The sequence below is a fragment of the Halomonas heilongjiangensis genome (assembly GCF_002879645.1).
Taxonomy (GTDB): Bacteria; Pseudomonadota; Gammaproteobacteria; order Pseudomonadales; family Halomonadaceae; genus Halomonas; species Halomonas heilongjiangensis.
This window is the reverse complement of record NZ_PNRE01000016.1, coordinates 112,515-138,262: the sequence shown is the minus strand read 5'-3', so window position 1 is coordinate 138,262 and position 25,748 is coordinate 112,515. Positions and strand designations below refer to the sequence as shown.

Genomic DNA, 25,748 nt, shown 5'->3' with positions numbered 1-25,748 from the left:
CCCGACGACGAGTGTGGGGCGAACCGAGTAGTCTATCAGCCGTTGCCGATTTTCGCCTCGTCCGCCGCACCTCTATAATGGCCCGCTTTCCATGGCCCGTTTTCACCTGCAGGGAGCTTGTGTGACCCATCGACTCGAGGATGTCATCGCGCTGTTCGACGGCCTCTTCCGGGAGTCCTTCGGCACCCGGCTGGTGCGCGGCGGCGACGAACCCCTCTACCTGCCGGCCGATGCCGCCTGCCGCTGGCATCGAGTGATCTTCGCCCGCGGCTTCTTCGCCAGTGCGCTCCACGAGGTCAGTCACTGGTGCATCGCCGGAGCCCGGCGGCGTGAGCTGGAGGACTACGGCTACTGGTATTTGCCCGACGGTCGCGACGCCGCCGAGCAGCAGGACTTCGAGGCCGTCGAGGTGGCGCCCCAGGCCCTGGAGCTGCTCTTCTCGCGTGCCTGTGGGCTGCCCTTCCACGTCAGCGTCGACAACCTGGGCGGTGAGCTGGACGTCGACCGCGAAGCCTTCCGCGTCCGGGTCGAGGCGCGAGCGGCGCGCTACGAGCGCGAGGGCCTGCCGGCCCGGGCGGCGGCCTTCCGGACGGCGCTCGAGGGCTACTATCGCGACGGGCTCAACCTGGCGGGGGCAGTCGCGGCTGGGTGCCGTCACCTGACGATACCGCCCCGACCCTTCGCCTCCCAGGCCTGCTGACCCAACGCTAGCAGTGGCGCCAGGGCCGGCGTGGCGCCGCGGGCCGGGTAGGCCACGCCGATGGTCTGATGAATGTCCAGGCCCTCCAGGGGCCGGCACTGGACGTCGTGACGGGCGAGGATCTCCGGCCAGGTCGGCACCAAGGAGGCGCCGATGCCGGCGGCCACCAGCCCCAGGGTGTACTCGATGGTGCGCAGTCGCGCCCTGACCTGGCAGCGCACGCCGGCCTCGTTGAGGGCGTCGGCCAGCTGTTCCATGGCGGCGCAGGGGTGGCGCCAGATGAAGGGCAGCCCCTCGAGGTCGTCGAGCGTTATCCGCCCCTTCAGCAGCAGCGGGTGCCCGCCGGGCAGGGCCAGCCGGTAGCGATCGTACCAGATCGGCTGAAACGCCTCCTGCGTGGCCAGCTCCTGCTCGCCGATGATGCGGGCGTCGCATGGCTCTTCCGGGTTGACCAGGGTCAACGCCAGGTTGTCGCCCTGGCCGATGTACTCCTTGAGCAGCGTCGTCATGCGGTTCGCGCCCAGCGAGCGCATCAGTCCGAGGCGTACCGGCATGACCGGTGAGGGCCGGCGGAACAGTCGCGTGATCGTCTGCAGGTCCTCGCTGACCTTCTGCGCCAGCGGATAGAGACGCTGTCCCTCCTCGGTGGGCGTGATGCCACGGCGATGCCGCTCGAACAGCGGCGTGCCGAGTTGTTCCTCGAGTTGGCTCAGTGCCGTTGAGATCGACGGTTGGGCCACGTGGCAGCGCCGGGCGGCGGCGCTGATCGAGCCGCCCTCGAAGGCGGCGATGAAATAGCGCAGGCTGCGTACATCCATAGACAATTCCTGTAGCTGATGCAGGATATCGATATTATTCCTTTGTCAGGCTGGCGCGCTAGGCTATGGGCAGTACACCACGCCGACGGGAGTCTTCTATCGTGGCCGCCCCCTTGCCCCATCACAGCCCACCCCGCGACCGCCTGCCCCAGGAGGAGCTCTTCTACGCCGCCCTGCACAGCGGCGACTGGCCCCGTCCCGACCGGGCCTGGCGGCTGGACGACGTCGGCCTGAGCGCCGCCGGCCTGGCCGAACTGTTCGAGTCGCAGCTCATGAGTCGCCACCTGGACCTGCAGGCCCGGCGGCTGCAGGCCCGGGGCGAGGCCTTCTACACCATCGGCAGCGCCGGCCACGAGGGTAACGCCGCCATCGCCCGGGCCTTCCGCACCACCGATCCCGCCTTCCTGCACTATCGCGACGCCGCCTTCCTGATACAGCGCAGCCGTGCCGTGCCGGGACAGACGCCACTGTGGGACCTGCTGCTGAGTTTCGCCGCCTCGGCCGACGACCCCATCTCGGGCGGTCGGCACAAGGTGCTGGGCTCGAAGGCGCTAAACGTGCCGCCCCAGACCAGCACCATCGCCTCGCACCTGCCCAAGGCGGTGGGTACCGCCTATGGCCTCGGCCTGTGGCGACGCCTGGGCGGCGGTGGCGAGTGGCCGGCCGACAGCGTGGTGCTGTGTAGCTTCGGTGACGCCTCCTTCAACCACTCCACCGCCCAGGGCGCTCTCAACGCCGCCGGCTGGGCGGCCTACCAGGGCACGCCCATGCCGCTGGTGATGATCTGCGAAGACAACGGCATCGGCATCTCGACCGCCACCCCCCAGGGGTGGGTCGAGGCCAGCATGCGCGGCCGTCCCGGCTTCCACTACCTGAGCTGCGACGGCCTCGACCTGATCGACACCTGGCGTGCCGCCCGCGAGGCGGAGCGCATCGCCCGGGTCCGCAAGCAGCCGGTGTTCCTGCACATGCGCTGCGTGCGCCTGTTCGGCCACGCCGGCTCGGATGCCCAGCAGGCGTACATGACGCCACAGCGCATCAAGGCCGACGAGGCCCGGGACCCGCTGTTGATCAGCGCTGGCCTGCTGTTGCAGCACGGGGTGCTCGACACCGATGGCATCGCGGCGCTCTACCGGTCGGTGGGCGAGCGCGTGGCCCAGGTGGCCGAGCAGGCGATTCGCCGTCCGCGACTGGAGACGGCCGAACAGGTCATGGCCAGCATCGTGCCGCCGGCGCGGCCGGGCCGACGACGCCCCTGGCAGGGCGAGGTCGACGCCACGCCCGCGCCCATGGCCAGGCTGCTCAACCAGTCGCTGCAGCGCCTGATGGCCAGCCACCCGCACCTGGTGATGGCTGGCGAGGACATCGGCCGCAAGGGCGGCGTCTACGGCGTCACCCAGCGGCTGCAGGCGCAGTTCGGCCCCCACCGGGTGATCGATACCCTGCTCGACGAGCAGAGCATCCTGGGGCTCGGCATCGGCCTTGGCCACAACGGCCTGGTGCCGATCCTCGAGATCCAGTTCCTCGCCTACCTGCACAACGCCGAGGACCAGCTGCGCGGCGAGGCCGCGACCCTCAGCTTCTTCTCCAATGGCCAGTACACCAACCCCATGGTGGTGCGCATCGCCGGGCTAGGCTACCAGAAGGGCTTCGGCGGCCACTTCCACAACGACAACGCCATCGCCGTGCTGCGCGACATCCCCGGGCTGCTGGTGGCGTGCCCGTCGAACGCCGCCGACGCCGTGGGCCTGCTGCAGGAGGCGGTGCGCCTGGCCGACGAGGAGCAGCGCGTAGTGGTCATGCTCGAGCCCATCGCCCTCTACCACAGTCGCGACCTGCTGGAGGAGGGCGACCAGCGGTGGTGCTTCGCCGACCCGGGGCCGGATCACCGCCTGCCGGTGGGCGAGCTCGGCTGCTGGGGCGAGGGGCGCGAGCTCGCCATCGTCACCTACGGCAACGGGGTCTACCTCTCCCGCCAGGCCGCCGCGCGGCTCGAGGCCGAGGGCATCGGCCTGCGCATCGTCGACCTGCGCTGGCTCACCGCCATCGACCACGATGCCGTGCATCGCCGGGTGAGCGACTGCGAGCAGGTGCTGGTGGTGGACGAGTGCCGCCGTAGCGGCGCCGTCAGCGAGGAACTGATCGCCGGCCTGGTCGAGCGCGGGGTCGAGAGCCACCGCCTGCACCGCCTGACTGCCGAGGACAGCTTCATACCGCTGGGCCGGGCCGCCACGGCGACCCTGCCGTCGAGCGAGGCGATCTTCGACCGGGCGCGACGCCTGGTGGCCTCGGGCGACAGGGGAGCAACGGTTGTCGAGGCGCCACAGGGAACGTTGGCAGGGAGCGATGAGGCATGAGCGGGACACGAGAACGGCTGCTGGTCGTCTGTCCGGGACGCGGTACCTACAACGCCAGTGAATGGGGCACCCTGACCCGGCACGCCGCCGGCAGCGACTGGCTGGCGCGCTTCGACGCCCGGCGGCGCGAGGCGGGGCAGCCGACCCTCAGCGAGCTGGACGGCGAGATGCCCTTCCGCCAGAGCCTGCATGGGCGTGGCGAGCACGCCGCACCGCTGATCCACGCCTGTGCCCTGGCCGATCTGCTGGCCATCGACCCCGGGCGTTACGAGATCGTCGCGGTCACCGGCAACTCCATGGGCTGGTACATCGCCCTCGGGGCGGGGGGCGCCCTGGCGCATGACGACGCCTTCCACCTGATTGGCAGCATGGGGCAGATGATGCAGGACGCCCTGATCGGCGGTCAGCTGCTCTACCCCTGGGTGGACGAGCAGTGGCGGCCGCAATGGGCGCAGCGCCGCGACCTGCTGGCGCTGATCGAGCGGCTGCATGGAGAGCAGGACAGGGAACTCTACCTGTCGATCGAGCTGGGCGGCATGCTGGTGTTCGGCGGCAACGAGGCGGGGCTGGCCGCGTTGGCCGAGGCGCTGCCGCCGCGGGAGCGTTTTCCCCTGCGGTTGCATCAGCACGCCGCCTTCCATACGCCCTTGCAGCAGGGCGTCAGGGACGCCGCCCGTGAACGGCTCGGCGATGCTCCCTTCCGGGCGCCGCGGGTGCCGCTGATCGACGGCCGCGGTCATGTCTGGACGCCCTGGAGCAGCGACCCCCGGGCGCTCTGGGACTACACCCTCGGTGAACAGCTGGTGGCGCCCTATGACTTCACCGCGGCGCTGCGCGTCGGGGTGCGCGAGTTCGCGCCGGACCGTATCGTGATTCCCGGCCCCGGTGCCTCCCTGGGCGGTGCCACGGCCCAGGCGCTGATCCAGTTCGGCTGGCAGGGGCTGGACAGCAAGGCGGCCTTCCAGGCCCGCCAGGACGAGACCCCGCTGCTGATCTGCATGGGCATCGAGGCGCAGCGGACCCTGCTGGTCGGCTAGGCGCCTAGTCGGGAAGCCCCAGGCGCCGGTGCAGTAGCAGCATCACTTCGACCTCGTGCTCCGGCCGCAGCGGCTCCAGCCCGAGTTCGCCGAACAGCTCGCCCCGGGCCCTCGACCAGTCGCCGGGATCCAGGGCGGCATAGAGGGTTTCCGCGGGTGCCAGTTCGACGAAGGGGTCCAGGCCATAGGTGTCGAAGAGCCGCGAGAGGGCGGCCTCGTCGTCACCGATACCGGCGGTGTAGAGCGTCTCGCTGAAGTGGTCGCTCTCCAGTTCGCGAATCACGTCCAGCGGGCTCACGCCGATGCTGTTGAGCTCCTCGAGACTGTATCCGCCCAGCGAGATCAGTTCCTCGTCCAGCCAGGTGTCGTCTGGCTGGATCAGGGTGTGCTTGATGCGTCCATCGCGCAGCGTCCAGGCGACGGCCAGCGGCAGGCCTCCGTCGTCGCCGGTTTCCACGGCGATGAAGCCGGGCACCTCATCCATGTCATTGCTCCTCGGGTTGAGCGTCATGTTGCGTCTGGTCGGCCGGCAGGCGGAAGAAGGCCCGGGCGGTGGTCGTGGTGGCGCGGGCCAGCTCGAGTTCCGCGATGCCTCGCCAGTGGGCGATCTCCCGCACGATCCACGGCAGCAGTGCCGGCTCGTGGCGTCTACCCTTGAGTTTGGCAGGTAAATGGCGCGGCAGCAGGTAGGGGCAGTCGGTTTCCACCATCAAGCGGGCAAGCGGAATCTCACCGACCAGCTCGCGCAGGTGATGGCCACGGCGTTCGTCGCAGAGCCAGCCGGTCAGGCCGATGTGCAGGTCGAGATCGAGGTAGCCGTGGAGGGTGGCGCGGTCTGCCGTGAAGCAGTGCACCACGGCAGCGGTGAGGTCGTCGCGCCAGGCGTGCAGCATCTCGCGCATGCGCCGGCCGGCGTCCCGCTCGTGGAGGAACAGCGGCTTGCCGCTCTCCACCGCCAGGCCCAACTGGGCCTCGAAGGCGCGCTCCTGCTCGGCGGGGGTGGAAAAGTTGCGATTGAAATCCAGGCCGCACTCACCCACCGCCACCACCTCGGGCTGGCGATGCAGCTCGCCCATGGCCCGCTCGAGCGCGGCGTCCCAGCGGCTGGCGTCGTGGGGGTGGACCCCCGCGGTGGCGTACAGCCCGGGAAGGCGGCGGGCGAGCTCCACCGCCTGCTCGGCATGCTCCCGGTCGGTGCCGGTGAGGATCAGGGTGGTGACGTTGGCCGCCCGGGCGCGGGCCAGCACCGCCTCGAGGTCGCGGGCGAAGCTGGCGTGGGTCAGGTTGGCGCCGATGTCCACCAGCGGCGCCGGCGAGCGCCGCCGCAGCGCCTCGGGCAGGAAATCGTCGAAGGTCTCGATCGGATCAACCAAGGTGGAACTCCTCTGGTCTTGAAGGCCGGGGCGTCGGGGCGCCGCATTGTACTCGGGAGACCGGGACCACGGCGAGCCGGCCATGCGTTACACTAGCCGCCTTCGGTATGCGATGAGGTGAGCGAGTGACCCTGCTACGTCTGGAACGGCTGCAACTGGCCTATGGTACCCATGTGCTGCTCGACGGCGCCGACCTGGTGCTGGAGAAGGGCGAGCGTCTGGCGCTGGTGGGGCGCAACGGTACCGGCAAGTCGACCCTGCTCAAGCTGGTCGCCGGCGAGACCCTGCCCGACGGGGGCGGCATCTGGCGCGCGCCGGGGCTGAAGATCGGCGTGCTCGCCCAGGACCTGCCCGAGGCCACCGGGCAGACCATCTTCGACGTGGTCGCCGAGGGCCTGCCCGAGGCCGGCAAGCTGCTCTCCGAGTATCACCACCTGATCCATGAAGACGCCCCGGACATGCGTCGCATGGAGCAGCTGCAGACCCGCCTCGAGGCCATCGACGGCTGGACCTTCCACCAGCGCATCGACGTGGTGCTGACCCGTCTCGGCCTGCCGGCCGAAGCCGAGATGGCCGCGCTCTCCGGTGGCTGGCGCCGCCGGGTGGCCCTGGCCCGGGCGCTGGTCGCCGAGCCCGACCTGCTGCTGCTCGACGAGCCGACCAACCACCTGGATCTCGACACCATCGCCTGGCTGGAAGAACAGCTCGCCAGCTTCAACGGGGCGGTGCTGTTCATCACCCACGACCGGACCTTCCTGTCGAAGCTGGCCACGGCGATCCTCGAGCTCGACCGCGGGCGGCTGGGGCGTTACCCCGGCGACTACGCCGAGTACCAGGCGCGCAAGGCCCACGAGCTCGAGGTCGAGGCGCGGGAGAACGCCGAGTTCGACAAGAAGCTGGCCCAGGAGGAGGCGTGGATCCGCCAGGGCATCAAGGCGCGGCGCACCCGCAACGAGGGACGCGTGCGGGCGCTGGAGCAGCTGCGCCGCGAGCGCGGCGAGCGTCGCGACCGCCAGGGCCGGGCGAACCTCTCCGTCGACAGCGGCGAGCGCACCGGCAAGCGGGTGGTCGAGCTGAAGGGTGTCTCCCGGTATTTCGGCGACGAGGCGGTGATCCGCGACCTGAGCCTGGAGATCCAGCGTGGCGATCGCATCGGCTTCATCGGTCGCAACGGCGCCGGCAAGACCACGCTGCTGAAGATCCTGCTCGGCGAGCTCGAGCCCAGCGACGGGACGGTGCGCCTCGGTACCAACCTCAAGGTGGCCTACTTCGACCAGCTGCGCGCCGGGCTCGAGCCCGAGAAGAGCGTTTACGACAACGTGGCCCAGGGCAGCGACCGGGTCACCGTGGGGGGGCGCAACCGCCACGTGATGAGCTACCTGCAGGACTTCCTGTTCACCCCGGAGCGGGTGCGCCAGCCGGTCAAGGCGCTCTCCGGTGGTGAGTCCAACCGTCTGCTGCTGGCCAAGCTGTTCACCCAGCCGGCCAACGTGCTGGTGCTCGACGAGCCGACCAATGACCTCGATGTCGAGACCCTGGAACTGCTCGAGGAGCTGCTGCTCGACTTCGACGGCACCCTGTTGCTGGTCTCCCACGACCGCGCCTTCATGGACAACGTGGTGACCAGCGTGCTGGCCTTCGAGGGCCAGGGGCGGGTACGCGAGTACGTGGGCGGCTACAGCGACTGGGTGCGTCAGGGCGGCAAGCTGCCGCCGGCGCCCTGGGAGGGCGCGGCGCGCCAGGGAGCCGAGCCGGCCCGTACTCACGAGGAGATGGCCGAGTCGGCGCAGCCGGCCCCGACGGCGTCGGCGGCGACGAAGAAGCCGGCGAAGCTCTCCTACAAGCTGCAGCGCGAACTCGACGGCCTGCCGGCCGAGATCGAACGGCTCGAGGCCGAGGTGGCCGAGTTCGAGGCGAAGGTGGGCGATCCGGCCTTCTACCAGCAGGCTGCCGACAGCGTCACCGCGACCCTGGCGGCGCTGAGTGACCGGCAGGCCGAGCTGGATGCCGCCATGGAGCGGTGGATGGAGCTGGAGGCGATAGCGGCGGGAGAATAGAGAAAGGCGCCGCCCGGGCGCCTTCCAATGGGGCGGGTAGAGGCCTATTCGGCGCTCTCCTCCCCCTTCTTCCCCACGCGCACGGCGAGCACGTCGCACTGGGCACCGTGCAGCACGCCGGTGGAGGTGGAGCCCAGCAGCAGGGCGAAGCCATGGCGGCCGTGGGAGCCGACCACGATCAGGTCGACACCCTGTTCCTCGGCGAAACGGTGGATCTCGGTGTCGGGCATGCCCACCAGGACGTGCTGGTCCTGTCTGGCGACGTGCGGGTCGGCGATCTCGGCCAGGCGCTGCTTGGCGTGTTCGTCGAGCTGGTCCTGGATGCTGGTGAGGTCCATCGGGATGTCGCCGCCATAGGCGAAGCCCAGCGGCTCCAGGGTGTGCATGATCGACAGCTTGGCCTGGTTGCGCTCGGCGATCTGTACGGCGCGCTCCAGTACCTTGTGGGAGTCCTTGGTCAGGTCGACGGCGACCAGGACGTGGCGATACTCGTTGCTCATGGTGTGGCTCTCCGGGCGAACGTCCAGTGACGATGATGGTTTCACTCTAGGACGCCTGGCGAACCAAGACAACGACTTGCATCAAGATTTGCGCATCAAGTGCCATTCGGGAGAAAGCATGACCTGGCTGATCATACTGTTCGTTCTGATGCTGGTAATCTCGCCGGTGATGTGGCTCCGGCCGAGCCCTCGCCAGCAACGGGTCGTCGGCCTGCGCAGCGAGGCCATGAAGACCGGTCTCTCGGTCAAGCTGGAGACGCCGCCGCTGCACGACACCCGAACCGCCATGCCGGCCTACCGCTGGCACTACCCCCCGGGCCGTCCCGGGCCGGACTTCGTGCTGGTGCGCGACAGTGCCGCCGGCGCTTCGCTCAAGCCCTTCGCCCACGGCTGGCGCTGGCGACGGGAGCCACTGAGGCCGTTGCCCGAGGCCCTCGAGACACGCTTCGAGGGGCTGCTGTCGCGTCTGCCTCAGGATGCCCTGGTGATCGAGTCGAGTCGCCACGCCCTGACCCTCTGGTGGTGGGAGTCGCAGGACTTCGCGCGCTTCGCCACCTACCTGGAGGACTTCACGGCCTTGCGCGACGGCCTGGCCGGACGTCCCGACGTCCCCGAGGCGACCGGTGTCCTCGGCCGCCGGCGCGAGTGAAGGAGGGTCAGTCGTCCGATTCGCGGGCCTGAATGGCCAGGCCATTGTCCTCGATGCGTGAGAGCAGGCTGGCCAGTTGCGCCACGTCCTCGTCGTTGAGGCCGGCCAGCATCTCGGAGCGGGCCTGGGTCACCACCGCATCGATGCGCTCGAGCAGTGGCGTGGCGGCGGGGGTGAGAAAGACACGCTTGGTGCGGCGATCCTGGTCGCAGGGACAGCGCTCGATCAGCCCCTGCTCGGAAAGCTGGTCCAGGGTGCGAACCAGGGAGGGGGCTTCGACACCGATGGCGCGGGCCAGGTCGCACTGGGGCTGGCCATCGCCGAGCCGCCACAGCGTATAGAGGGTGATCCAGCGAGTCTGGGTCAACCCCAGCGGCGCCAGGCGATGGTCGATGACGGCGCGCCACAGACGCGGTACTCGGGTCAGCTGCAGGCCGATGTTCTGATGCATGGGACTCTGGGTTCCGGTTGGCTTCGCTGGATTGTCCGTAGACCCAGCGTGTAATGCAAGCACGCTTACCGTTCGTCGGTTGTCGGGTCGTCCTCAGTGGCCGACCGGGTCATGGTGCCTTGCTCGCTGGCTTCCTCCGCGGCCCGACTCTCGACAGCCTCTTCGGGGCCATCCCCCAGGGGGGTGCCCTCAGCGGTCTCGTCGTGCTTGGACTCCGGGGTGCTGTGCCCTTCCTTCGGGGCGTCGTCGGCCTCCGAAGCCGCCTGTCCCTGGCCCGGAATCAGCCGGCGCCAGTCGAGCCCGGGCAGCCCGGGCGGCGACTGGATTCGCCCATCGGCCAGGGTCCCGTTCTGCTCGCTCACCGTGAAGCGCAGCACGCCGATGCGCTGGCCGCTGTCGGTCATCACGTCGATGCGCCAGCGTCCCTCCACCCGTTCGGGGAAGTTCTGCTTGTGACTCCAGGCCCGGTAGCCCCGGTCGCGCCCGCCCTCGATCACCAGCGGAATGCGGTCGATCGCCTCGCCCTCGTGTCGCCAGACGTGGAAGATCTCTTCACGCAGCCCGCGCGGTGCGCGGATCGCGGTATAGGCATAGAGGCCGGTAGCCTGAAGCGGTCCGGGCGTCAGGCGCAGGGTGTCGCGGGGCTCGCGGGCCTCGGTATCGAAGCCGGGCGAGAGCGCCGTGGCGGTGATCCACAGGTTCGCCGGCGGTACCCAGACACGACCGACCCAGGCCAGGGAGGCCAGCATGCCCAGCAGCGCGAACAGCGCCAGCCAGCCACGCAGCCGGCGGGGACGGATCAGGTGCAGCAGGCTCGGCAGGCTGAAGAGCACCATGGCGGCCAGCGCCAGCTTGAGGCTCTGGCCGGTGGTCAGGTGCAGCAGGGTCGGCAGGGTCACCAACACCACCAGGAAGACACACTGGGCGTGGAAGGCGAAGTAGAGCCAGCGCTGTCGATCGGCCAGCTTGTAGTAGAGGGGATCGAGGATCGAGAGCACCGCCATGGCCAGCAACAGCAGGGTGAACAGGGCCTGGCCGCTGGTCCACACCGTGGTGGCCAGCAGGAACGGCAGACAGAAGAACAGGGTCTCCTGGTGGATCAACTGGGCGATGAAGGTGGTGACCCCGCGGGGCAGGGTGGGATAGCCGCGGCGGGCCATGAGGCGGCCGATCAGGCTCTCCGAGAGCAGCAGCAGCCAGGCCAGCAGCATTCCCAGGGCGAGCAGGACCCCCAGCCACTGTTGACGGTCGACGAGGAAGAAGCTGGCGAGTCCGGCGGCAAAGGCGATCGGCGGCCACAGCCAGCTCCAGGGGCGGACGCGCTCGATCAACCGCTCGATGCGTGCGTGCAGCCGATGCAGCCGGGATGAGGCGTGGTCGGCCGGGGCTGGAGTGAGACCGGAAGGAGGGGGCATGGACGTGTCGACTACCCTGATCAGGACCAGACTCGGATCCTACCAGCTTGGTCCGGGCGGTGGGGATATGCCACGTCGCCATCGCTCGCGGGGCAATCCGATCGGGGCTTGACGTCACCGCCGGAGTGGACCAAGCTGTAGTCATTCAAACGGCCGTATGAAATCGTGGAGATTCGCGGATGATCTATCAAGGCAATGCCATCACGGTGGCACGCAGCGGCGACGACATCGCCACGCTCACCTTCGACCTGAAGGGCGAGTCCATCAACAAGCTCTCCAGTGCGGTGGTCACCGAGCTGGAGGCCGCGGTCAAGGCGCTCCAGGTCGAGAACGATCTCAAGGGGCTGGTGATCGGCAGTGCCAAGGATGTCTTCATCGTCGGTGCCGACATCACCGAATTCCACGGCATCTTCGACAAGGGCGAGGAGTACCTGGTCGAGATGAACCTGAGGGTTCACGACATCTTCAACGCCATCGAGGACCTGCCGTTCCCCACCGTCACCGCCATCAACGGCCTGGCGCTGGGGGGGGGCTGCGAGGTGACCCTGGCCACCGACTTCCGTGTGATGGCCGAGGGCGCCAGGATCGGCCTGCCGGAGACCAAGCTGGGCATCCTGCCGGGCTGGGGCGGCTGCGTGCGCCTGCCGCGCCTGATCGGCGCCGACAACGCCATCGAGTGGATCGCCGGCGGCGGCGAGAACAAGGCGGCCGAGGCCCTGAAGATGGGCGCCGTGGACGCGGTGGTGCCGGGCGAGGCACTCGAGGCGGCGGCGCAGGACATCCTGGCTCGCGCCAACGCCGGCGAGCTCGACTACCGGGCCCGCCGCGATGAGAAGACCGGCCCGCTGAAGCTTGGCCCCATCGAGCAGATGATGGCCTTCGAGACTGCCAAGGGCTACGTGGCCGGCAAGGCGGGGCCGCACTACCCGGCGCCCATCGAGGCGATCAAGGTGATTCAGAAGGGGGCCGGCGAGGAGCGTGCCCGCGCCCAGGCCATCGAGGCCAAGGCCTTCGCCAAGCTGGCGCTGACCGATGTCTGCTACAACCTGGTCGGGCTGTTCCTCAACGACCAGGTGGTCAAGAAGAAGGCCGGCCAGTACGAGAAGCAGGCCCGACCCGTCAAGCAGGCCGCGGTTCTCGGGGCCGGCATCATGGGCGGCGGCATCGCCTACCAGAGTGCCTCCAGGGGCACGCCGATCCTGATGAAGGACATCAAGGAGGACGCCATCGAGCTCGGCCTCAAGGAGTCTCGCAAGCTGTTCGCCAAGCAGGTCGAACGAGGCAAGCTGACCACCGAGCAGATGGCCGAGAAGCTCACCAATATCCGCCCGACGCTCTCCTACGGCGACTTCGGCAACGTCGACCTGGTGGTCGAGGCGGTGGTCGAGAACCCCAGGGTCAAGGATGCGGTACTCACCGAAGTGGAAGGCCTGGTCGGCGAGGAGACCATCCTCACCTCCAACACTTCGACCATCTCGATCACTCGCCTGGCGGCCAACCTGTCGCGTCCCGAGAACTTCTGCGGCATGCACTTCTTCAACCCGGTGCATCGCATGCCGCTGGTCGAGGTGATCCGCGGCGAGAAGACCGGTGACGCCGCCGTGGCGGCCACCGTGGCCTACGCTCGCGCCATGGGCAAGACGCCCATCGTGGTCAATGATTGCCCGGGGTTCCTGGTCAACCGCGTGCTCTTCCCCTACTTCGGCGGCTTCAGCCAACTGGTCGAGCAGGGCGCCGACTTCCAGCGGGTCGACAAGGTGATGGAGAAGTTCGGCTGGCCCATGGGGCCCGCCTATCTGCTCGACGTGGTGGGCATGGACACCGCCGTGCACGCCGGCGAAGTGATGGCCGAAGGCTTCCCGGAGCGCATGGCCAGCATGGGGGGGGGGAATGGCAAGAGCGCCATCCAGCTGATGGTCGAGAACGAGCGGCTGGGGCAGAAGAACGACAAGGGCTTCTACGCCTACGAGGAAGACAGGAAGGGCAAGCCGAAGAAGGTCAGCGACGAGGCCGCCATCGAGCTGGTCAAGAGCGTGGCCAAGGAGCGCCGCGAGTTCGGCGACGAGGAGATCATCGCCCGCATGATGGTGCCGCTGTGCCTGGAGACCGTGCGCTGCCTCGAGGATGGCATCGTGGGCAGCGCCGCAGAAGCCGATATGGCGCTGATCTACGGTATCGGCTTCCCGCCGTTCCGCGGTGGCGCGCTGCGTTATATCGACGCCATGGGCGTGGCGGCATTCGTCGAGCTGGCCGAGGGCCTGGCCGAGGAACTGGGCCCGCTCTACGCCCCCACCGACAGGCTGCGCAAGATGGCCGAAACCGGTGAGCGCTTCTATTCCAGCCAGGCCAAGAGCTGAACCCACCACGCACAGGAGTAGCGAGCAATGAGTTTGAATCCGAGAGACATCGTGGTGGTCGACGCCGTGCGTACCGCCATGGCCAAGGCCAGGCATGGCGCCTTCCGCCACGTGCGTGCCGAGAACCTCTCCGCCGAGGTGATGCAGGCGCTGTTCGAGCGCAACCCGGGGCTCGACCCGGCCGAGGTCGACGACGTCATCTGGGGCTGTGTCAACCAGACCCTCGAGCAGTCGATGAACATCGCCCGCAACGCGGCGATCATGACCGGCATCCCGCGCAGCGTGCCGGCCCAGACGGTCAACCGCCTGTGCGGCTCGTCGATGACCGCGCTGCATATCGCCGCGGCCAACATCAAGGCCGGCATGGGCGACTTCTATGTCATCGGTGGCGTCGAGCACATGGAGCATGTGCCCATGACGCACGGCGTCGACGTCAACCCGGCCGCCAGCAAGTATGCCGCCAAGGCCGCCATGATGATGGGCCTGACCGCCGAACTGCTCGGCAAGATGCATGGCGTCTCCCGCCAGGAGCAGGACCGGTTCGGCGTGCGCTCCCACCAGCGCGCCCAGGCCGCCATGGAGAAGGGGTACTTCGACAACGAGGTCGTCGGCGTGGAGGGACACGACCAGCGCGGCTTCAGGGTGCGGGTCGACCGCGACGAGGTGATCCGTGCCGACGCCAGCCTGGAGAAGATGGCCGAGCTCAAGCCGGTCTTCGACCCGCGGGGCGGCACCGTTACCGCCGGGACTTCCTCGGCGCTCTCCGTGGGTGCCGCCGGCATGGCGGTGATGAGCCACGAACGCGCCCAGGCGCTGGGCCTCACCCCCCTCGCCCGGGTGCTCTCCACCGGGGTGGCCGGCTGCGATCCCTCGATCATGGGCTACGGCCCGGTGCCGGCCTCGCAGAAGGCGCTCAAGGCGGCGGGTCTGACCAGCGACGACATCCAGACCGTGGAGCTCAACGAGGCCTTCGCCGCCCAGGGGATCCCGGTGCTCAAGGACCTCGGGTTCCTCGACGCCCTGGACGACAAGGTCAACCTCAACGGCGGTGCCATCGCCCTGGGTCACCCGCTGGGCTGCTCCGGGGCGCGTATCTGCACCACCCTGCTCAACGTCATGCAGCAGCGCGACACCACCCTGGGCCTGGCCACCATGTGCATCGGCATGGGCCAGGGCGTGGCCACCGTCTTCGAGCGCCTCAAGTAGCGTGGCCGGCCGATGACGAGCGGCCGGGCCACCAGACGCCGACGGCACCCCGCGGGGTGCCGTCGGCGTTCGTGGCAGCGACGATGGTCAAGTGTCTTCGTTCATGTCATCCGGCTCGTCAGGGGCTGCGCTTTCCGCGGTCTCCTCGTGTTCATCATCCCTCTCGTCCGACGTTTCCTCTTCCGTGGCGTCGTCGGCCTCGATCCAGCCCCGTTCCCGGTAGTAACGCAGGGCGCCCTCATGCAATGGGGCCGAGAGTCCCTCCGTGATCATCGACTCGACGGTCAGTTCGCCATAGGCCGGATGGTAGGACTTGAAGTGGTCGAGATCGTCGAAGACCGCCGTGACGATGGTATGGATGATCTCCGGGTCGGTGGCCGCCGAGGCGACCAGGGTGGCGCGCACGCCGAAGGTCTCGACGGCCGGCTGATCGGGGGTGTAGATGCTGGCGGGAATCGTGGCCCGGGTGAAGTAGGGGGTCTCCTCCACCAGCCGGTCGACCGCCTCGCCCCCCACGTCGATGATCGCCGCATCGCAGAGCCGGATCGCCTGTTCGATCGAGGCATTGGGGTGACCGACCGTATAGACCATGGCATCGACATTGCCGTGGCACAGCTCCAGCGACTGCTGGTCGGCGGGCAGGTCGTTGGCCAGGCTGAAGTCATCGAGGGTCCAGCCCTTGGCCTCGAGCAGCGTCATCATGGTGCCGCGCTGGCCTGACCCGGGGTTGCCGACGTTGACGGCACGCTGGCGCAGGTCGTCGAACTCCCGGATCCCGCTGTCGCGGCGGACCACCAGGGTGAAGGGTTCGCCATGCACCGAGAAGAGCGAGCGCAGCGAGTCGTCGGGCCCGGCATCGCTGAACCCTTCGATGCCCGACACGGCATAATGCTGGAGGTCCGACTGGGCCAGGGCGATGGTCACCTCGCCCTGGCGTATCGCCTGGAGGTTGGCGGCGGAGCCGTCGCTGGTCTGGGCGGTGCAGGGGGACTCCAGCAGCCGGCAGAGCGTACGCCCGGTGACGTGATAGACGCCGGCGGGGCTCGCCGTGCCGATGATGATGCGCCCTTCGTCGGCGACGAGGCTTCCCGGAATCGGCAGTCCGGCCAGCAGGCCCACGAGGCAAGTCGCCCCGACGAGACGAGCAGGGGCACATCGAGGTGCTCTTGGGTCGGTGTGCATGGCGTCCCTCCGTTGAGATCCTTGGCCTGCCACGCAGGGGGGCGAGCCAACATGGAAGGTTCGTGACAGGCGAGATGACCTTCCTTGAGGAAAGCATAGCCGGCTGCCCCGCACGGTGCCGCTCTCCAGCCGTGTGGGGTATCCGCTACTCGACTGAGGGGCTCACAGGATCCCACTGTCGAGCCCGGCGGCGAGATAGAGGCCCAGCTCCTCCACCTGATCGACGAAATCGTCCTGCCATTCGCCGCGCAGGGTGAGCGGTTCCTGTGCCCACCGCCAGTGCAGCCCGGTGACGATGCTCTCCACGGCGCGACGGGTGCCGGTGCCGTCATGGCCGGCGCGGATATAGAGCGCGCAGGGCAGCCCCTGCTTCTCCTCGAGCACCGGGTAATAGCTGCGGTCGAAGAAGTCCTTCAGGGCGCCGCTCATGTAGCCGAGGTTCTCGGTGGTGCCGAGCAGGATGGCGTCGCAGGCGCGCACGTCGTCGGGGCCGGCGTCGAGCGGCGCCTTGACCACCACCTCCACGGCCTCGATATCCGGATGACGGGCGCCGCGCTCGGCGGCCTCACGGAGCTTGAGCGTATTGGCGGAGGGCGCATGGGCCACGATCAGCAGGCGTCTCATGATTGACAGTCTATCGTCTTTCTCCGACGCTGAGGCGGCACAGTCCCGCCAACTTACCGAGCAAGGAGGTTGACCGTCATGGCCTTTGCACTCTCGACCATGCAACTGGAGAGTCCCGCCTTCGAGGCGCAGGGCGCGATCCCGGTGAAGCACACCGGCGAGGGCAAGGATGTCTCGCCGGCATTGGCCTGGCGCGATGCACCCGAGGGCACCAGGGGGTTCGCGGTGATCTGCCATGACCCGGATGCCCCCCTGGTGCAGAACGGCAGCTACGGCTTCGTGCACTGGGTGCTCTACAACCTGCCGGCAGCGACCACCTCGCTGGAGGAGGGCACCACGGCGGGCACCGGTGGCCTGAACGACTTCGGCAAGTCCCGTTACGGTGGCCCCATGCCCCCGCAGGGTCACGGGGTGCACCAGTACTACTTCTGGGTGCTGGCGCTGGACAAGGTCACCGACCTGCCGCAAGGGTTGTCGCTCGCCGAACTGCTCAAGCACATCGAGCCCCACCTGCTGGGCATGAACCGGTTGGTGGGGACCTACCAGCGCTAGGACGCTGGACGCCGTGACGCGGCCCGCCTGCACGTCGGAGCATCATGCGTTCTCCCGGGCCTTTCTCTCCTGCGGCAGCAGGACGGCGTGGATCACCGCGTTGACCGGGGTGGCCACGCCGTACTGCCGCCCGAGCCGCACCACGGCGCCATTCTGGGACTCCAGCTCGGAGGGGCGCCCGGCCATGATGTCACGCTGCATGGAGGCGGTGCTCTCGGGAGGCAGGGCGTCGATGAACTTCATCGCCCGAGATACCGCGTCGCCGGGCAGTGCCACGCCGCGGGCCCGGGCCACGGCCTCGATCTCGGCCAGTATCCGTTCGATCAGGGCGCGGGTCTCGGGCAGGGCGCGGGTCTCGCCGATGGGCGCGCGGGTGATGCTGCCGATGCCGCTCATGGCGCAGATGAACAGGAACTTGCTCCACACCCCGGTCTGGATATCGTCGGGAACCTCGGCACTCACCCCCTCGGCCCTGTCGAAGGCGGCCTTGAGCCGGGCGGTGCGTTCGCTCGCCCGGTTGTCGCGTTCGCCGAAGCGCACGAAGGGATCGACACCGGCATGGCGGATATGCCCGGGGCCCTCGCGCCAGGCGAGAATGCCGCACAGGCCGTCGATCACCGGTTCCTTGCCCAGCACCCCGGCCAGGGTGTCGGCCGCCTCGACGCCGTTCTCCAGCGGTACCACGACGGTATGGGGGCCGACCATGGGTTGGATGGCCTCGGCGGCCGCGTGCACCTGCCACGCCTTCACCGCCACCAGCACACAGTCCACCACGCCCACGGTGGCGGGGTCGTCGGTGGCGCTGGCCGGGGCGATGGTGACGTCGCCCTGGATGCTCGAGACCCTCAGGCCGTCGCGGCGAATGGCCGCCAGGTGCTCGCCCCGGGCGATGAAGGTGACCTCTTCGCCGGCCGCGGCGAGGCGAGCGCCGAAGTAGCCGCCGACACCACCACTGCCCATGATCGCGAATCTCATGTTCCGTCCTTCCGGGTTGCGTTGTCGTTCAGGGAGCCTAACGCCAAACGCGGCGTCTCGCATCGGGGCCCCCGGCTGGTGCCGCCCCGCCCGGCGGTGTAGGCTTGCCGGCTTTCCTCCGATCCTTTCGCAACCAGGACTCCTTCATGAGCGATCTGCCCAACTGCCCGGCCTGTGGCTCCGAATTCACCTACGACGACGGCATCCAGTTCGTCTGCCCGGAATGCGGCCATGAGTGGTCGAAGGCGGCCGGCGGCGACTCGGCCGAGGACGACAAGGTGGTGCGCGATGCCAACGGCAACGTCCTGGCCGATGGCGACACCGTCACCGTGATCAAGGACCTCAAGGTCAAGGGCTCCTCCTCGGTGGTCAAGGTCGGTACCAAGGTGAAGAACATCCGGCTGGTCGAGGGCGACCATGACATCGACTGCAAGGTCGACGGCATCGGTCCCATGAAGCTGAAGTCCGAGTTCGTCAAGAAGGCCTGAACACAGCCCGGGTCGCGCCGATCGGCATCCGTCGATGGGCGCGACCCTGCTGGGCCGCGAGGCCTGAGACGACCCGCCTTCGCCTCGGCAGGGAACGAGACGTGCGCTCTTGCGCCCGATCAAATGACGCCTTGTCGGGGCACTGCTAGGATGGAGCCATCCGTGACAGGGGGCCGGCCGTCGTGCCGGCTCCCGCTGCCTGGAAGGCGCCATGAAGAAGATCCGACCCGATGTCGATGCGCCGGACGATAGCCTCTCGCCGCTGATGCTCAAGCGCGTGGGCATCGACACCTATCGCGAGAACGTCGCCTACCTGCACCGTGACTGCGCGCTGTATCGCGCCGAGGGCTTCCAGGCGCTCTCCAAGGTCGAGGTGCGCGCCAACGGCCAGCGTATCCTGGCGAGCCTCAACGTGGTAGACGACACCGCCATCGTCGGCTGCGGCCAGCTCGGCCTCTCGGAGGACGCCTTCGCCTCGCTGGGAGCGGGGGAGGGCAGCCCGGTGAGCGTCGCCCAGGCCGAGCCGCCGGCCTCGATTCCCGCCCTGCACCGCAAGCTCGCCGGCGAGCGGCTCTCTCGGGATGACTTCCGCGACATCATTCGCGACATCGCCGAGCTGCGGTATTCCAAGATCGAACTGACCGCCTTCGTGGTCGCCTGCGACCGCGGCGAGCTCGACCGCGAGGAGGTGTTCTACCTCAGCGACGCCATGAGCCGGGTCGGGCGTCGGCTCGACTGGCACGAGCACCCGGTGGTCGACAAGCACTGCATCGGCGGCATCCCCGGCAACCGTACCTCCATGCTGGTGGTGCCCATCGTCGCCGCCCACGGCCTGCTCTGCCCCAAGACCTCGTCGCGGGCAATCACCTCGCCTTCGGGTACCGCCGACACCATGGAGGTGCTGGCCAACGTCGACCTGCCCTTCGATGACCTGGGCGACATCGTGCGCACCCATCGGGGTTGCCTGGCCTGGGGCGGCACCAGCCAGCTCTCGCCCGCCGACGATGTGCTGATCTCGGTGGAGCGGCCGCTGGCCATCGACTCGCCCGGCCAGATGGTCGCCTCGATCCTCTCCAAGAAGGCCGCCGCCGGCTCCACCCATCTGCTGCTCGACATCCCCGTGGGGCCCCACGCCAAGGTGCGCTCGATGCCCGAGGCTCGGCAGCTGCGCCGGCTGTTCGAGTTCGTCGCCAAGTGCATGGGGCTGACCCTTGACGTGGTGATCACCGACGGCAGTCAGCCCATCGGCCGTGGCATCGGCCCGGTGCTCGAGGCCCGCGACGTGATGCGGGTGCTCGCCAACCACCGCGAGGCGCCCATGGACCTGCGCCAGAAGTCGTTGCGCCTGGCCGGGCGGATGCTGGAGTTCGACCCCGACGTGCGCGGCGGTGACGGTTTCGGCATCGCCCGGGACATCCTCGATTCCGGCCGGGCACTGGAGAAGATGCAGGCGATCATCCGCGCCCAGGGCGAGCACCCCTTCGACCCGGACGACCCACCGCTGGCGCCCCAGAGCTACGAGGCCGTGGCGCCCGCGGCCGGCGTGGTCATCGCCATCGACAACCTCAAGCTGGCGCGCATCGCCCACCTGGCCGGTGCCCCCATGGCCGCCGGTGCCGGGATCGATGCGTTCGTGCGCATCGGCGATACGGTAGGGGCCGGCCAGCCGCTCTACCGCGTCTATGCCGCCTACCGCAACGAGCTCGCCTTCGCCCACCGCTCCAGCGCGCGCGACAGCGGCATCACCCTCGGCCGCGCCGACGAGATCACCCGCTTGAACGTGGAGTTCTGATGACCACCGTACTGCTCCATTTCCCCGACGAGGCGGTCCCCGCCTCCCGCCTGGCCGAGGCGGCGGGTCTTCCCGCCCACGCCGTCGACCGCCACCGTTTCCCCGACGAGGAGCTCAAGCTCACTCTGCCCTTCGCCGAGGCCGGGACCTTCCCCGACACCCAGGTGATCTACCGCAGCCTCGACCGCCCCAACGACAAGCTGATCGAGTTGCTGCTGCTCGCCCGCCATGCCCGCCGCCAGGGCGTGAAGCGCCTGGTGCTGGTGGCGCCGTACCTGGCCTACATGCGCCAGGACATCGCCTTTCACCCCGGCGAGATCGTCAGCCAGACCATCGTTGGTGGCTTTCTCGCCGAGCTGTTCGATGCCGTGATCACCGTGGACCCGCACCTGCACCGCATCGACCGCCTCGACCAGGCGATCCCCATCGAGCACGCCATCGCACTTTCCGGCGCGCCGCGCCTGGCCGAGCTGATCGCGGGGAAGCGCCGCGAGGCGCTGCTGATCGGCCCCGACGAGGAGGCGCTGCAGTGGGTGCAGGGAGCCGCCGAGGTCACCGGCTTCGACTACGACGTATGCCGCAAGGTGCGCCACGGTGACCGGGAGGTGGAGATCCAGCTCCCCGACCTGGCGCTTACCGGTCGCCAGGTGGTGCTGATGGACGACGTCGCCAGCTCCGGCCACACCCTCGCCCGTGCCGCCGAGCAAGTGCTCGCCGCCGGCGCCGCCTCGGTCGACGTGGCCATCACCCATGCGCTCTTCGCCGGCGATGCGCTGGCGGTGATCGAGGCCGCCGGGGTGGGGGAGGTCTGGAGCACCGACTGCATCGCCCACGAGAGCAATGCCATCGCCATGGCCCCGGTGCTGGCAGAGAGGTTGGTACAGGTAGTGGCCGGACCAGCCTGAGGCGGCCCGGCGCCAAGCTGCCTATGCTGAGGCCAGGCCCTCGACGGGCCGACTCCGCTTCTCGACCGCTCCGGAAGGAGTGCCCCATGAGCACCCTCATCAACCGGGTGCTGCCGTCGCGACAGCGCCGCCCGGTGCTTCCTCGATCACGCCGGCCCCGCGGTCTTCAAGGGCGGTGCCGCGGGGCTGCGCGACTGGGAGGAGGGCAGCGAGCGCTTCGGCAGCATTCCGCAGTTCGACGGTGAGCGGTTGATGCCGCCGCCGTTGCCCTGGAAGGTCTAGACGCAGACGGCGAGGCAGTGCCCCGTTACTGTTGTTATCTAAAGTACGGCAACGTCGGGACGATATCCTTGGGGACTCCCCCCGATCAGGGGGGACTGGCAAGGAGGCAAGTCCAGATGAACCCGTTCATCGGCGTGATGCTGCTCGCCAGCCTGGCGTTGTTCTGCGCCCTGGCGTGCGTGGCGGTGCTCTATGTCACGGGCAGACCGGGCCCTCGGGATGAGGACGCGGCGCCCCGGGAACGCCGGGTCGCCCTGGGCGAACGGTCGAGCGAGCCGCGGCCGGCGATCGAAGCGCCTGTCGTTCTGGACGCCAGGCCGGCCAGGGGCTCCTCACGGCCTCGGCCTGCCAAGGACGTTCAGCAGTGCCTGTTCGTGGTGCTCGACCGGCCGGGGGAGGAGACCAACCGCGGGCTCGCCGGGCTGCTGGCCGGCGCCGGCGCCCGGTACAACGCGAAGCTGGGCATCTATCAAGTACCGGCGCCGCGGGGTGGCTACCGGCTCACCATCGCCAACGCCTCGCCTCCGGGCACCCTGCCGCCGCTGCACGAAGGCGGGAAGCAGCCGATCGTCAGCGGCGTATCGATCCTGATCAACTTCGTCAACAAGCGTCGCGTGGCCCGGAGTCCCGACACCCTGATCGACTTCACGCAGGCGGTGGCCGACCTAGGGGGAAAGATCCTGGATGCCGAGCGCCGGCTGATCTCGCCGGAAGCCTTCGAACGGCTTCGCGAGGATGCGCACTGAGGCGTACCCGCCGACATCGGCCGACACCCCGGCGGGCCTGCCCCCGTGACCCCGGGGCCGCGTTGCCTTATACCTTGCTGACGATCAGGGCAGCGTTCACCCCGCCGAAGCCGAACCCGTTGCACAGGGCGTGTCGGGTGACCGCATCGCGCGCCGCCCCGGGCACGAAGTCCAGGTCCTGCATGTCGTCGTCCGAACTCTCCAGGTTCAGGGTCGGGGGGAGTCGATCGTGCATCACGGCCAGGCCGGAGAAGATGCTTTCGACGCCGCCGGCGGCGCCCAGCAGGTGGCCGGTGGCCGACTTGGTGGAGGAGATCGGGATGCCCGCGAGCCCATTCCCGAACACGCTCCGGAGCGAGGCGACCTCGGCGCGGTCGCCCACGGGCGTCGAGGTGGCGTGGGCATTGATGTAGCCGATCTCCTCGGGTGACAGCTGCGCCATGCGCAGGGCGGTGCGGATGGCCGCGGCGGCACCGGCGCCGTCTTCCGGTCCGGCGGTGATGTGGTGGGCGTCGGCACTGGTGCCGTAACCGCTGAGGATCGCCAGTGGCGTCGCACCTCGCGCCTCGGCATGTTCCAGGGTCTCGATCACCAGCAGTCCCGCTCCCTCGCCCATCACGAAGCCGTTGCGCGCCCGATCGAAGGGCCGCGAAGCGTGGGTCGGCTCATCCCGTTCGATGGAGAGCGCCTTCAGCGCATGGAAGCCGGCCAGCGAGAGCGGGTCGATGCAGGCCTCGGCGCCGCCTACCAGGGCGACATCGGCCTCGCCGCTGCGCAACAGGCGCATGCCGTCACCGATGGCCTGGATGCCCGCCGCGCATGCCGTGACCGGGCAGCCCAGCGGTCCCCGGAAGCCGTACCGGATGGAGAGGTTGCCTGCCGCCATGTTGGCCAGGAAGGCCGGCACGGTGAAGGGGGAGAGGCGTCGGTGGCCGCGCTGGGTGAGGGTGTCCTGCGCCTGGGTGATGGTGGGGAAGCCGCCGATTCCCGTGGCCACGATGGTCGCGGTGGCCCGCTGTTCGGCCTCCCCCTCGGGGAACCAGCCGGCCTGTGCCAGTGCCTGCTGCGCGGCGGCCATGGCGTAGAGGCTGAACAGCTCCAGCTTGCGCCGCTCCTTGCTGTCGGCGACCCGATCGAGGTCGAGGCCGGCCTCGGCGTCGTCGTCGATCGTGGGGACCAGTCCCGCGATCTTGACCGGAAAGTCGCCCGTGTCGAAGCGCGTGATCGGGCCGATGCCCGAGCGCCCCTCCAGCAGGCGGCTCCATGCTGCCTTGACGCCGCATCCGAGGGGACTGATCATGCCCATGCCCGTGATGACGATCGGTGATTTCATGGTGTCTCCTGAAGGTCAAGGGTCGCGGCAAACCTAGCATCGGGCTAGATATGATCAAGATAATATTCAGTCTCGTGACGGCGAGGTGGTCATGCCATATTCAGCAGCGCACAAGGCAAGATCCAGGGAGCGAATCCTGACGTCTGCCACCGAGTTGTTCTGTCGCTATGGCTTCGACAAGGTCTCCATCGGGCAGATCATGAAGCTGGCGAAGATGACCCATGGGGCCTTCTATGCCCACTTCGAGTCGAAGGAGGCCCTCTACAATGCCTCCATCCACGAAACCCTGGAAGGCAGCCGCGCGGCGCGGCTGGTCAAGGGGCCCTTGTCGGTGAAACACCTGACCGCCCTGGTGGCCAACTACTGGAACCTCCAGGAGCTGGCCCGCAAGCACGAGCCGGGGCCGGAAACGGTGCTGTTCAACGAGATAGGCAACGAGAACGCCGAGATCAGGACCCTGTTCGAGGCCTCGTACCAGCGCATGCGGAAGATGCTGGAAACCCGGCTCATCGCCTTGAGTCGCCTGAAGAAACTGCCCTTCGAGCCCGACCGCAAGGTCATCGCCGAGAAGTCCCGCGCGATCCTCGCCTCCCTGGTGGGCGCCGTCGCCATCGCCAAGAGCCTGCCCGAGGAAGAGGAGCGGCGGAACATACTCGAGGCCGCCCAACGGCAGATCCTGCTGATGCTCGGCGTCAAGGAGAGCGAGTTGGATGGCATGCTCGGCGCCGTTGGCCAGGGCGACTGAGGTCGGGCGCGTGCCGGGGCGATTAGGGGAGTGACCGCAAGATGAGAGTACGGGGCCATCCCTCGCTGATCGTGCTGCTGGTCGTGCTGCTGTCGGGCGGCTGCGGTTCGCAACCGCCCGCCCCGTCGCCGCGCGACGATACTCCGGCCCCGGAACCGGAAGCCGTGGGAGAGGCAAGCGAGGTACGCGAGGAGGCGTCATCGGCGCCGGCGGTGGATGTCACCTGGCTGCCGCCCTATTTCCATACCCCCGAGGACCGGGCTCACTACTACATCAGCCGACTGTCCGACCGGCGCTTCACGCAGACCTACGGCGGAGTCGAGCATCCGCGCACCTGGTACACGGCGGCGGAGCAGCTGGGGCAGCTCGGCGAGTTGGCGATTCCGTTGCTGTTCGCCAGGATCGAGACCCACGACCCCTACGAACTCATGCTGGTGCTCTATGCCCTGCAGTTGGCCTCCCAGGACCCGGCCGTCATGGCGCAGACCGGCGGTGACGCGCTCCTGCTGGGCACCGTCCTCACCGAGAGCACCAATCACGAGAACCGGATCCATGCGCGGGCGTGGTGGGAGCGGCACCGTCACCGCTGGGAGCCTCGGCCGGGCCACCGGTGACCCGTGCCGATGCCAGGCGGCGTCCTCCGGGATCACGATCGTGCGAACCACCTCCCCCAGCCCGCGGCCCCAGCCCCAGCCGTCCAGGTGACCCAGCACCTGGCGGGCGTGCGGGCTGCGCCCCTCCTCACCCCCGGATCTCGGCGATGACCTCGCCGGTCTCCTCGCTCAGCCCCGTCTCCTGGAAGCCGAGGCTGGCGTAGAAGTCCCGGGCGACCTGATTGGTGGGCACGTAGCAGATCGCGATTCGCTCGAAGGGACCCTGTGCCCTGATCTCGTCGAGCACGCACTGCATGGCCCTGTGTCCGATGCCTCTTCCCTGGTGGTGTCGGTCGACCATGAGACGGAAGATGTTGTAGGCAGGCGGCCGGTCGTCGTGATCGAAGGATTCGTACATGAGAAAGCCGACCACTTCCCCGTCGCAATAGATGGCGCGGGGCCGATAGGTCGGATGGAAGCTCGATTCGGCAATGGAGTACAGATTGTCAGCGACATAGTCACGCTGCGGTGTCGCTACCTCCAGCGCAATGACGGCCTCGAAGTTCTCGCCGGTGACGTCCTTCAGTGCTATGTCCATCGCATGTTCCTCG

The 25,748-nt window shown here is 68.7% G+C and carries 25 protein-coding genes; 14 read left to right on the top strand and 11 right to left on the bottom strand.

The genetic code is table 11. From position 1 onward, the window contains the following. Positions 1 to 121 precede the first annotated feature (121 nt). Positions 122 to 700 carry an elongation factor P hydroxylase gene (locus tag C1H66_RS03085; protein WP_102626443.1) on the top strand — a complete coding sequence of 193 codons (579 nt, stop codon included), beginning with the start codon at positions 122 to 124 and terminating at the stop codon, positions 698 to 700. Here C1H66_RS03085 and C1H66_RS03080 read toward each other — a convergent pair. Continuing rightward, a complete protein-coding gene (locus tag C1H66_RS03080) occupies positions 655 to 1,518 on the bottom strand; it encodes a LysR family transcriptional regulator (RefSeq protein ID WP_102626442.1) in 864 nt (287 codons plus the stop codon). The two genes, C1H66_RS03085 and C1H66_RS03080, sit on opposite strands and share 46 nt — an antisense overlap. Positions 1,519 to 1,619: 101 nt before the next feature. Between C1H66_RS03080 and C1H66_RS03075 the strand changes: the two genes are divergently transcribed. Together C1H66_RS03075 and C1H66_RS03070 are read left to right on the top strand one after the other, a co-directional pair. Further along, positions 1,620 to 3,875 (top strand): thiamine pyrophosphate-dependent enzyme, encoded by a 2,256-nt coding sequence (locus C1H66_RS03075; protein ID WP_240618196.1) that lies wholly within the window; start codon positions 1,620 to 1,622, stop codon positions 3,873 to 3,875. Then, the gene (locus tag C1H66_RS03070) at positions 3,872 to 4,912 is read left to right on the top strand and encodes an acyl carrier protein (RefSeq protein ID WP_102626440.1); all 1,041 of its coding nucleotides are present in this window, start codon (positions 3,872 to 3,874) and stop codon (positions 4,910 to 4,912) included. Before C1H66_RS03075 ends, C1H66_RS03070 begins: the two co-directional genes overlap by 4 nt. A gap of 4 nt (positions 4,913 to 4,916) precedes the next feature. On the opposite strand, the gene C1H66_RS03065 is transcribed toward C1H66_RS03070, so the two are convergent. Both C1H66_RS03065 and C1H66_RS03060 read right to left on the bottom strand, forming a co-directional pair. Then, on the bottom strand, positions 4,917 to 5,396 hold the full coding sequence (locus C1H66_RS03065) for a hypothetical protein (protein WP_102626439.1): 480 nt from the start codon (positions 5,394 to 5,396) through the stop codon (positions 4,917 to 4,919). Between the two features lies 1 nt (position 5,397). Then, positions 5,398 to 6,285 (bottom strand): TatD family hydrolase, encoded by an 888-nt coding sequence (locus tag C1H66_RS03060; protein ID WP_240618195.1) that lies wholly within the window; start codon positions 6,283 to 6,285, stop codon positions 5,398 to 5,400. A gap of 125 nt (positions 6,286 to 6,410) precedes the next feature. On the opposite strand from C1H66_RS03060, the gene C1H66_RS03055 reads away from it, so the two are divergent. Beyond that, positions 6,411 to 8,342, top strand: coding sequence for an ATP-binding cassette domain-containing protein (locus C1H66_RS03055; protein ID WP_102626437.1), 1,932 nt, complete (start codon positions 6,411 to 6,413; stop codon positions 8,340 to 8,342). Positions 8,343 to 8,386: 44 nt separating this feature from the next. On the opposite strand, the gene C1H66_RS03050 is transcribed toward C1H66_RS03055, so the two are convergent. Beyond that, positions 8,387 to 8,842 (bottom strand): universal stress protein, encoded by a 456-nt coding sequence (locus C1H66_RS03050; protein ID WP_102626436.1) that lies wholly within the window; start codon positions 8,840 to 8,842, stop codon positions 8,387 to 8,389. Between the two features lie 118 nt (positions 8,843 to 8,960). On the opposite strand from C1H66_RS03050, the gene C1H66_RS03045 reads away from it, so the two are divergent. Further along, entirely contained in the window at positions 8,961 to 9,491 is a 531-nt protein-coding gene (locus C1H66_RS03045) for a preprotein translocase subunit YajC (protein ID WP_102626435.1), read from the top strand. Positions 9,492 to 9,498: 7 nt separating this feature from the next. On the opposite strand, the gene slyA is transcribed toward C1H66_RS03045, so the two are convergent. After that, on the bottom strand, positions 9,499 to 9,942 hold the full coding sequence (gene slyA, locus C1H66_RS03040; RefSeq protein ID WP_102626434.1) for a transcriptional regulator SlyA: 444 nt from the start codon (positions 9,940 to 9,942) through the stop codon (positions 9,499 to 9,501). Between the two features lie 65 nt (positions 9,943 to 10,007). Further along, positions 10,008 to 11,357, bottom strand: a complete 1,350-nt coding sequence (locus C1H66_RS03035) for a DUF5924 family protein (RefSeq protein WP_102626433.1) — start codon at positions 11,355 to 11,357, stop codon at positions 10,008 to 10,010. Between the two features lie 179 nt (positions 11,358 to 11,536). Here C1H66_RS03035 and fadB point away from each other — a divergent pair, with 179 nt between their 5' ends. Beyond that, positions 11,537 to 13,714, top strand: a complete 2,178-nt coding sequence (gene fadB / locus C1H66_RS03030; protein WP_102626432.1) for a fatty acid oxidation complex subunit alpha FadB — start codon at positions 11,537 to 11,539, stop codon at positions 13,712 to 13,714. Between the two features lie 27 nt (positions 13,715 to 13,741). Further along, positions 13,742 to 14,920, top strand: coding sequence for an acetyl-CoA C-acyltransferase FadA (fadA, locus tag C1H66_RS03025; RefSeq protein WP_102626431.1), 1,179 nt, complete (start codon positions 13,742 to 13,744; stop codon positions 14,918 to 14,920). A gap of 87 nt (positions 14,921 to 15,007) precedes the next feature. On the opposite strand, the gene C1H66_RS03020 is transcribed toward fadA, so the two are convergent. Both C1H66_RS03020 and C1H66_RS03015 read right to left on the bottom strand, forming a co-directional pair. Then, positions 15,008 to 16,039: a TAXI family TRAP transporter solute-binding subunit gene (locus C1H66_RS03020; protein WP_205738621.1), complete on the bottom strand. Its 1,032-nt coding sequence runs from the start codon at positions 16,037 to 16,039 to the stop codon at positions 15,008 to 15,010. 225 nt (positions 16,040 to 16,264) lie between these two features. After that, on the bottom strand, positions 16,265 to 16,726 hold the full coding sequence (locus C1H66_RS03015; protein ID WP_102626429.1) for a flavodoxin family protein: 462 nt from the start codon (positions 16,724 to 16,726) through the stop codon (positions 16,265 to 16,267). A 78-nt stretch (positions 16,727 to 16,804) separates the two neighbouring features. On the opposite strand from C1H66_RS03015, the gene C1H66_RS03010 reads away from it, so the two are divergent. Then, positions 16,805 to 17,278: a YbhB/YbcL family Raf kinase inhibitor-like protein gene (locus C1H66_RS03010; RefSeq protein ID WP_102626428.1), complete on the top strand. Its 474-nt coding sequence runs from the start codon at positions 16,805 to 16,807 to the stop codon at positions 17,276 to 17,278. Positions 17,279 to 17,320: 42 nt separating this feature from the next. Here the strand turns inward: C1H66_RS03010 and C1H66_RS03005 are convergent, their stop codons facing one another. Beyond that, positions 17,321 to 18,253, bottom strand: coding sequence for a 2-dehydropantoate 2-reductase (locus tag C1H66_RS03005; RefSeq protein ID WP_102626427.1), 933 nt, complete (start codon positions 18,251 to 18,253; stop codon positions 17,321 to 17,323). Between the two features lie 146 nt (positions 18,254 to 18,399). Here C1H66_RS03005 and C1H66_RS03000 point away from each other — a divergent pair, with 146 nt between their 5' ends. The 4 genes from C1H66_RS03000 to C1H66_RS02985 all read left to right on the top strand — a co-directional run bounded on the left by C1H66_RS03000 (position 18,400) and on the right by C1H66_RS02985 (position 22,466). Beyond that, positions 18,400 to 18,741, top strand: a complete 342-nt coding sequence (locus C1H66_RS03000; protein ID WP_102626426.1) for a zinc ribbon domain-containing protein YjdM — start codon at positions 18,400 to 18,402, stop codon at positions 18,739 to 18,741. A gap of 211 nt (positions 18,742 to 18,952) precedes the next feature. After that, a complete protein-coding gene (locus C1H66_RS02995) occupies positions 18,953 to 20,533 on the top strand; it encodes a thymidine phosphorylase family protein (RefSeq protein WP_102626425.1) in 1,581 nt (526 codons plus the stop codon). Continuing rightward, positions 20,533 to 21,438, top strand: a complete 906-nt coding sequence (locus tag C1H66_RS02990; RefSeq protein WP_102626424.1) for a ribose-phosphate diphosphokinase — start codon at positions 20,533 to 20,535, stop codon at positions 21,436 to 21,438. Before C1H66_RS02995 ends, C1H66_RS02990 begins: the two co-directional genes overlap by 1 nt. A 398-nt stretch (positions 21,439 to 21,836) precedes the next feature. Then, positions 21,837 to 22,466, top strand: a complete 630-nt coding sequence (locus C1H66_RS02985; RefSeq protein WP_102626423.1) for a cell division protein ZipA C-terminal FtsZ-binding domain-containing protein — start codon at positions 21,837 to 21,839, stop codon at positions 22,464 to 22,466. A gap of 67 nt (positions 22,467 to 22,533) precedes the next feature. On the opposite strand, the gene fabF is transcribed toward C1H66_RS02985, so the two are convergent. Continuing rightward, the gene (gene fabF, locus C1H66_RS02980; RefSeq protein ID WP_102626422.1) at positions 22,534 to 23,799 is read right to left on the bottom strand and encodes a beta-ketoacyl-ACP synthase II; all 1,266 of its coding nucleotides are present in this window, start codon (positions 23,797 to 23,799) and stop codon (positions 22,534 to 22,536) included. Between the two features lie 91 nt (positions 23,800 to 23,890). Here fabF and C1H66_RS02975 point away from each other — a divergent pair, with 91 nt between their 5' ends. Together C1H66_RS02975 and C1H66_RS02970 are read left to right on the top strand one after the other, a co-directional pair. Beyond that, on the top strand, positions 23,891 to 24,544 hold the full coding sequence (locus C1H66_RS02975; RefSeq protein ID WP_102626421.1) for a TetR/AcrR family transcriptional regulator: 654 nt from the start codon (positions 23,891 to 23,893) through the stop codon (positions 24,542 to 24,544). 41 nt (positions 24,545 to 24,585) lie between these two features. After that, positions 24,586 to 25,158 carry a hypothetical protein gene (locus tag C1H66_RS02970; RefSeq protein ID WP_102626420.1) on the top strand — a complete coding sequence of 191 codons (573 nt, stop codon included), beginning with the start codon at positions 24,586 to 24,588 and terminating at the stop codon, positions 25,156 to 25,158. A 127-nt stretch (positions 25,159 to 25,285) separates the two neighbouring features. Here C1H66_RS02970 and C1H66_RS02965 read toward each other — a convergent pair whose 3' ends face one another. Then, positions 25,286 to 25,735, bottom strand: a complete 450-nt coding sequence (locus C1H66_RS02965) for a GNAT family N-acetyltransferase (protein WP_102626419.1) — start codon at positions 25,733 to 25,735, stop codon at positions 25,286 to 25,288. Positions 25,736 to 25,748 lie beyond the last annotated feature (13 nt).

Coding starts and splice junctions, on each gene's coding strand:
- C1H66_RS03010 (WP_102626428.1), top strand. CDS start 16,805: ATGGCCTTTGCACTCTCGACCATGCAACTGGAGAGTCCCGCCTTCGAG.
- C1H66_RS03050 (WP_102626436.1), bottom strand. CDS start 8,842: ATGAGCAACGAGTATCGCCACGTCCTGGTCGCCGTCGACCTGACCAAG.
- C1H66_RS03015 (WP_102626429.1), bottom strand. CDS start 16,726: ATGAGACGCCTGCTGATCGTGGCCCATGCGCCCTCCGCCAATACGCTC.
- C1H66_RS02975 (WP_102626421.1), top strand. CDS start 23,891: ATGCCATATTCAGCAGCGCACAAGGCAAGATCCAGGGAGCGAATCCTG.
- C1H66_RS03000 (WP_102626426.1), top strand. CDS start 18,400: ATGAGCGATCTGCCCAACTGCCCGGCCTGTGGCTCCGAATTCACCTAC.
- slyA (WP_102626434.1), bottom strand. CDS start 9,942: ATGCATCAGAACATCGGCCTGCAGCTGACCCGAGTACCGCGTCTGTGG.
- C1H66_RS03070 (WP_102626440.1), top strand. CDS start 3,872: ATGAGCGGGACACGAGAACGGCTGCTGGTCGTCTGTCCGGGACGCGGT.
- fadA (WP_102626431.1), top strand. CDS start 13,742: ATGAGTTTGAATCCGAGAGACATCGTGGTGGTCGACGCCGTGCGTACC.
- C1H66_RS03045 (WP_102626435.1), top strand. CDS start 8,961: ATGACCTGGCTGATCATACTGTTCGTTCTGATGCTGGTAATCTCGCCG.
- C1H66_RS03035 (WP_102626433.1), bottom strand. CDS start 11,357: ATGCCCCCTCCTTCCGGTCTCACTCCAGCCCCGGCCGACCACGCCTCA.
- C1H66_RS02990 (WP_102626424.1), top strand. CDS start 20,533: ATGACCACCGTACTGCTCCATTTCCCCGACGAGGCGGTCCCCGCCTCC.
- fadB (WP_102626432.1), top strand. CDS start 11,537: ATGATCTATCAAGGCAATGCCATCACGGTGGCACGCAGCGGCGACGAC.
- C1H66_RS02970 (WP_102626420.1), top strand. CDS start 24,586: ATGAGAGTACGGGGCCATCCCTCGCTGATCGTGCTGCTGGTCGTGCTG.
- C1H66_RS03080 (WP_102626442.1), bottom strand. CDS start 1,518: ATGGATGTACGCAGCCTGCGCTATTTCATCGCCGCCTTCGAGGGCGGC.
- C1H66_RS03005 (WP_102626427.1), bottom strand. CDS start 18,253: ATGAGATTCGCGATCATGGGCAGTGGTGGTGTCGGCGGCTACTTCGGC.
- C1H66_RS03065 (WP_102626439.1), bottom strand. CDS start 5,396: ATGGATGAGGTGCCCGGCTTCATCGCCGTGGAAACCGGCGACGACGGA.
- C1H66_RS02965 (WP_102626419.1), bottom strand. CDS start 25,735: ATGGACATAGCACTGAAGGACGTCACCGGCGAGAACTTCGAGGCCGTC.
- fabF (WP_102626422.1), bottom strand. CDS start 23,799: ATGAAATCACCGATCGTCATCACGGGCATGGGCATGATCAGTCCCCTC.
- C1H66_RS02995 (WP_102626425.1), top strand. CDS start 18,953: ATGAAGAAGATCCGACCCGATGTCGATGCGCCGGACGATAGCCTCTCG.
- C1H66_RS02985 (WP_102626423.1), top strand. CDS start 21,837: ATGAACCCGTTCATCGGCGTGATGCTGCTCGCCAGCCTGGCGTTGTTC.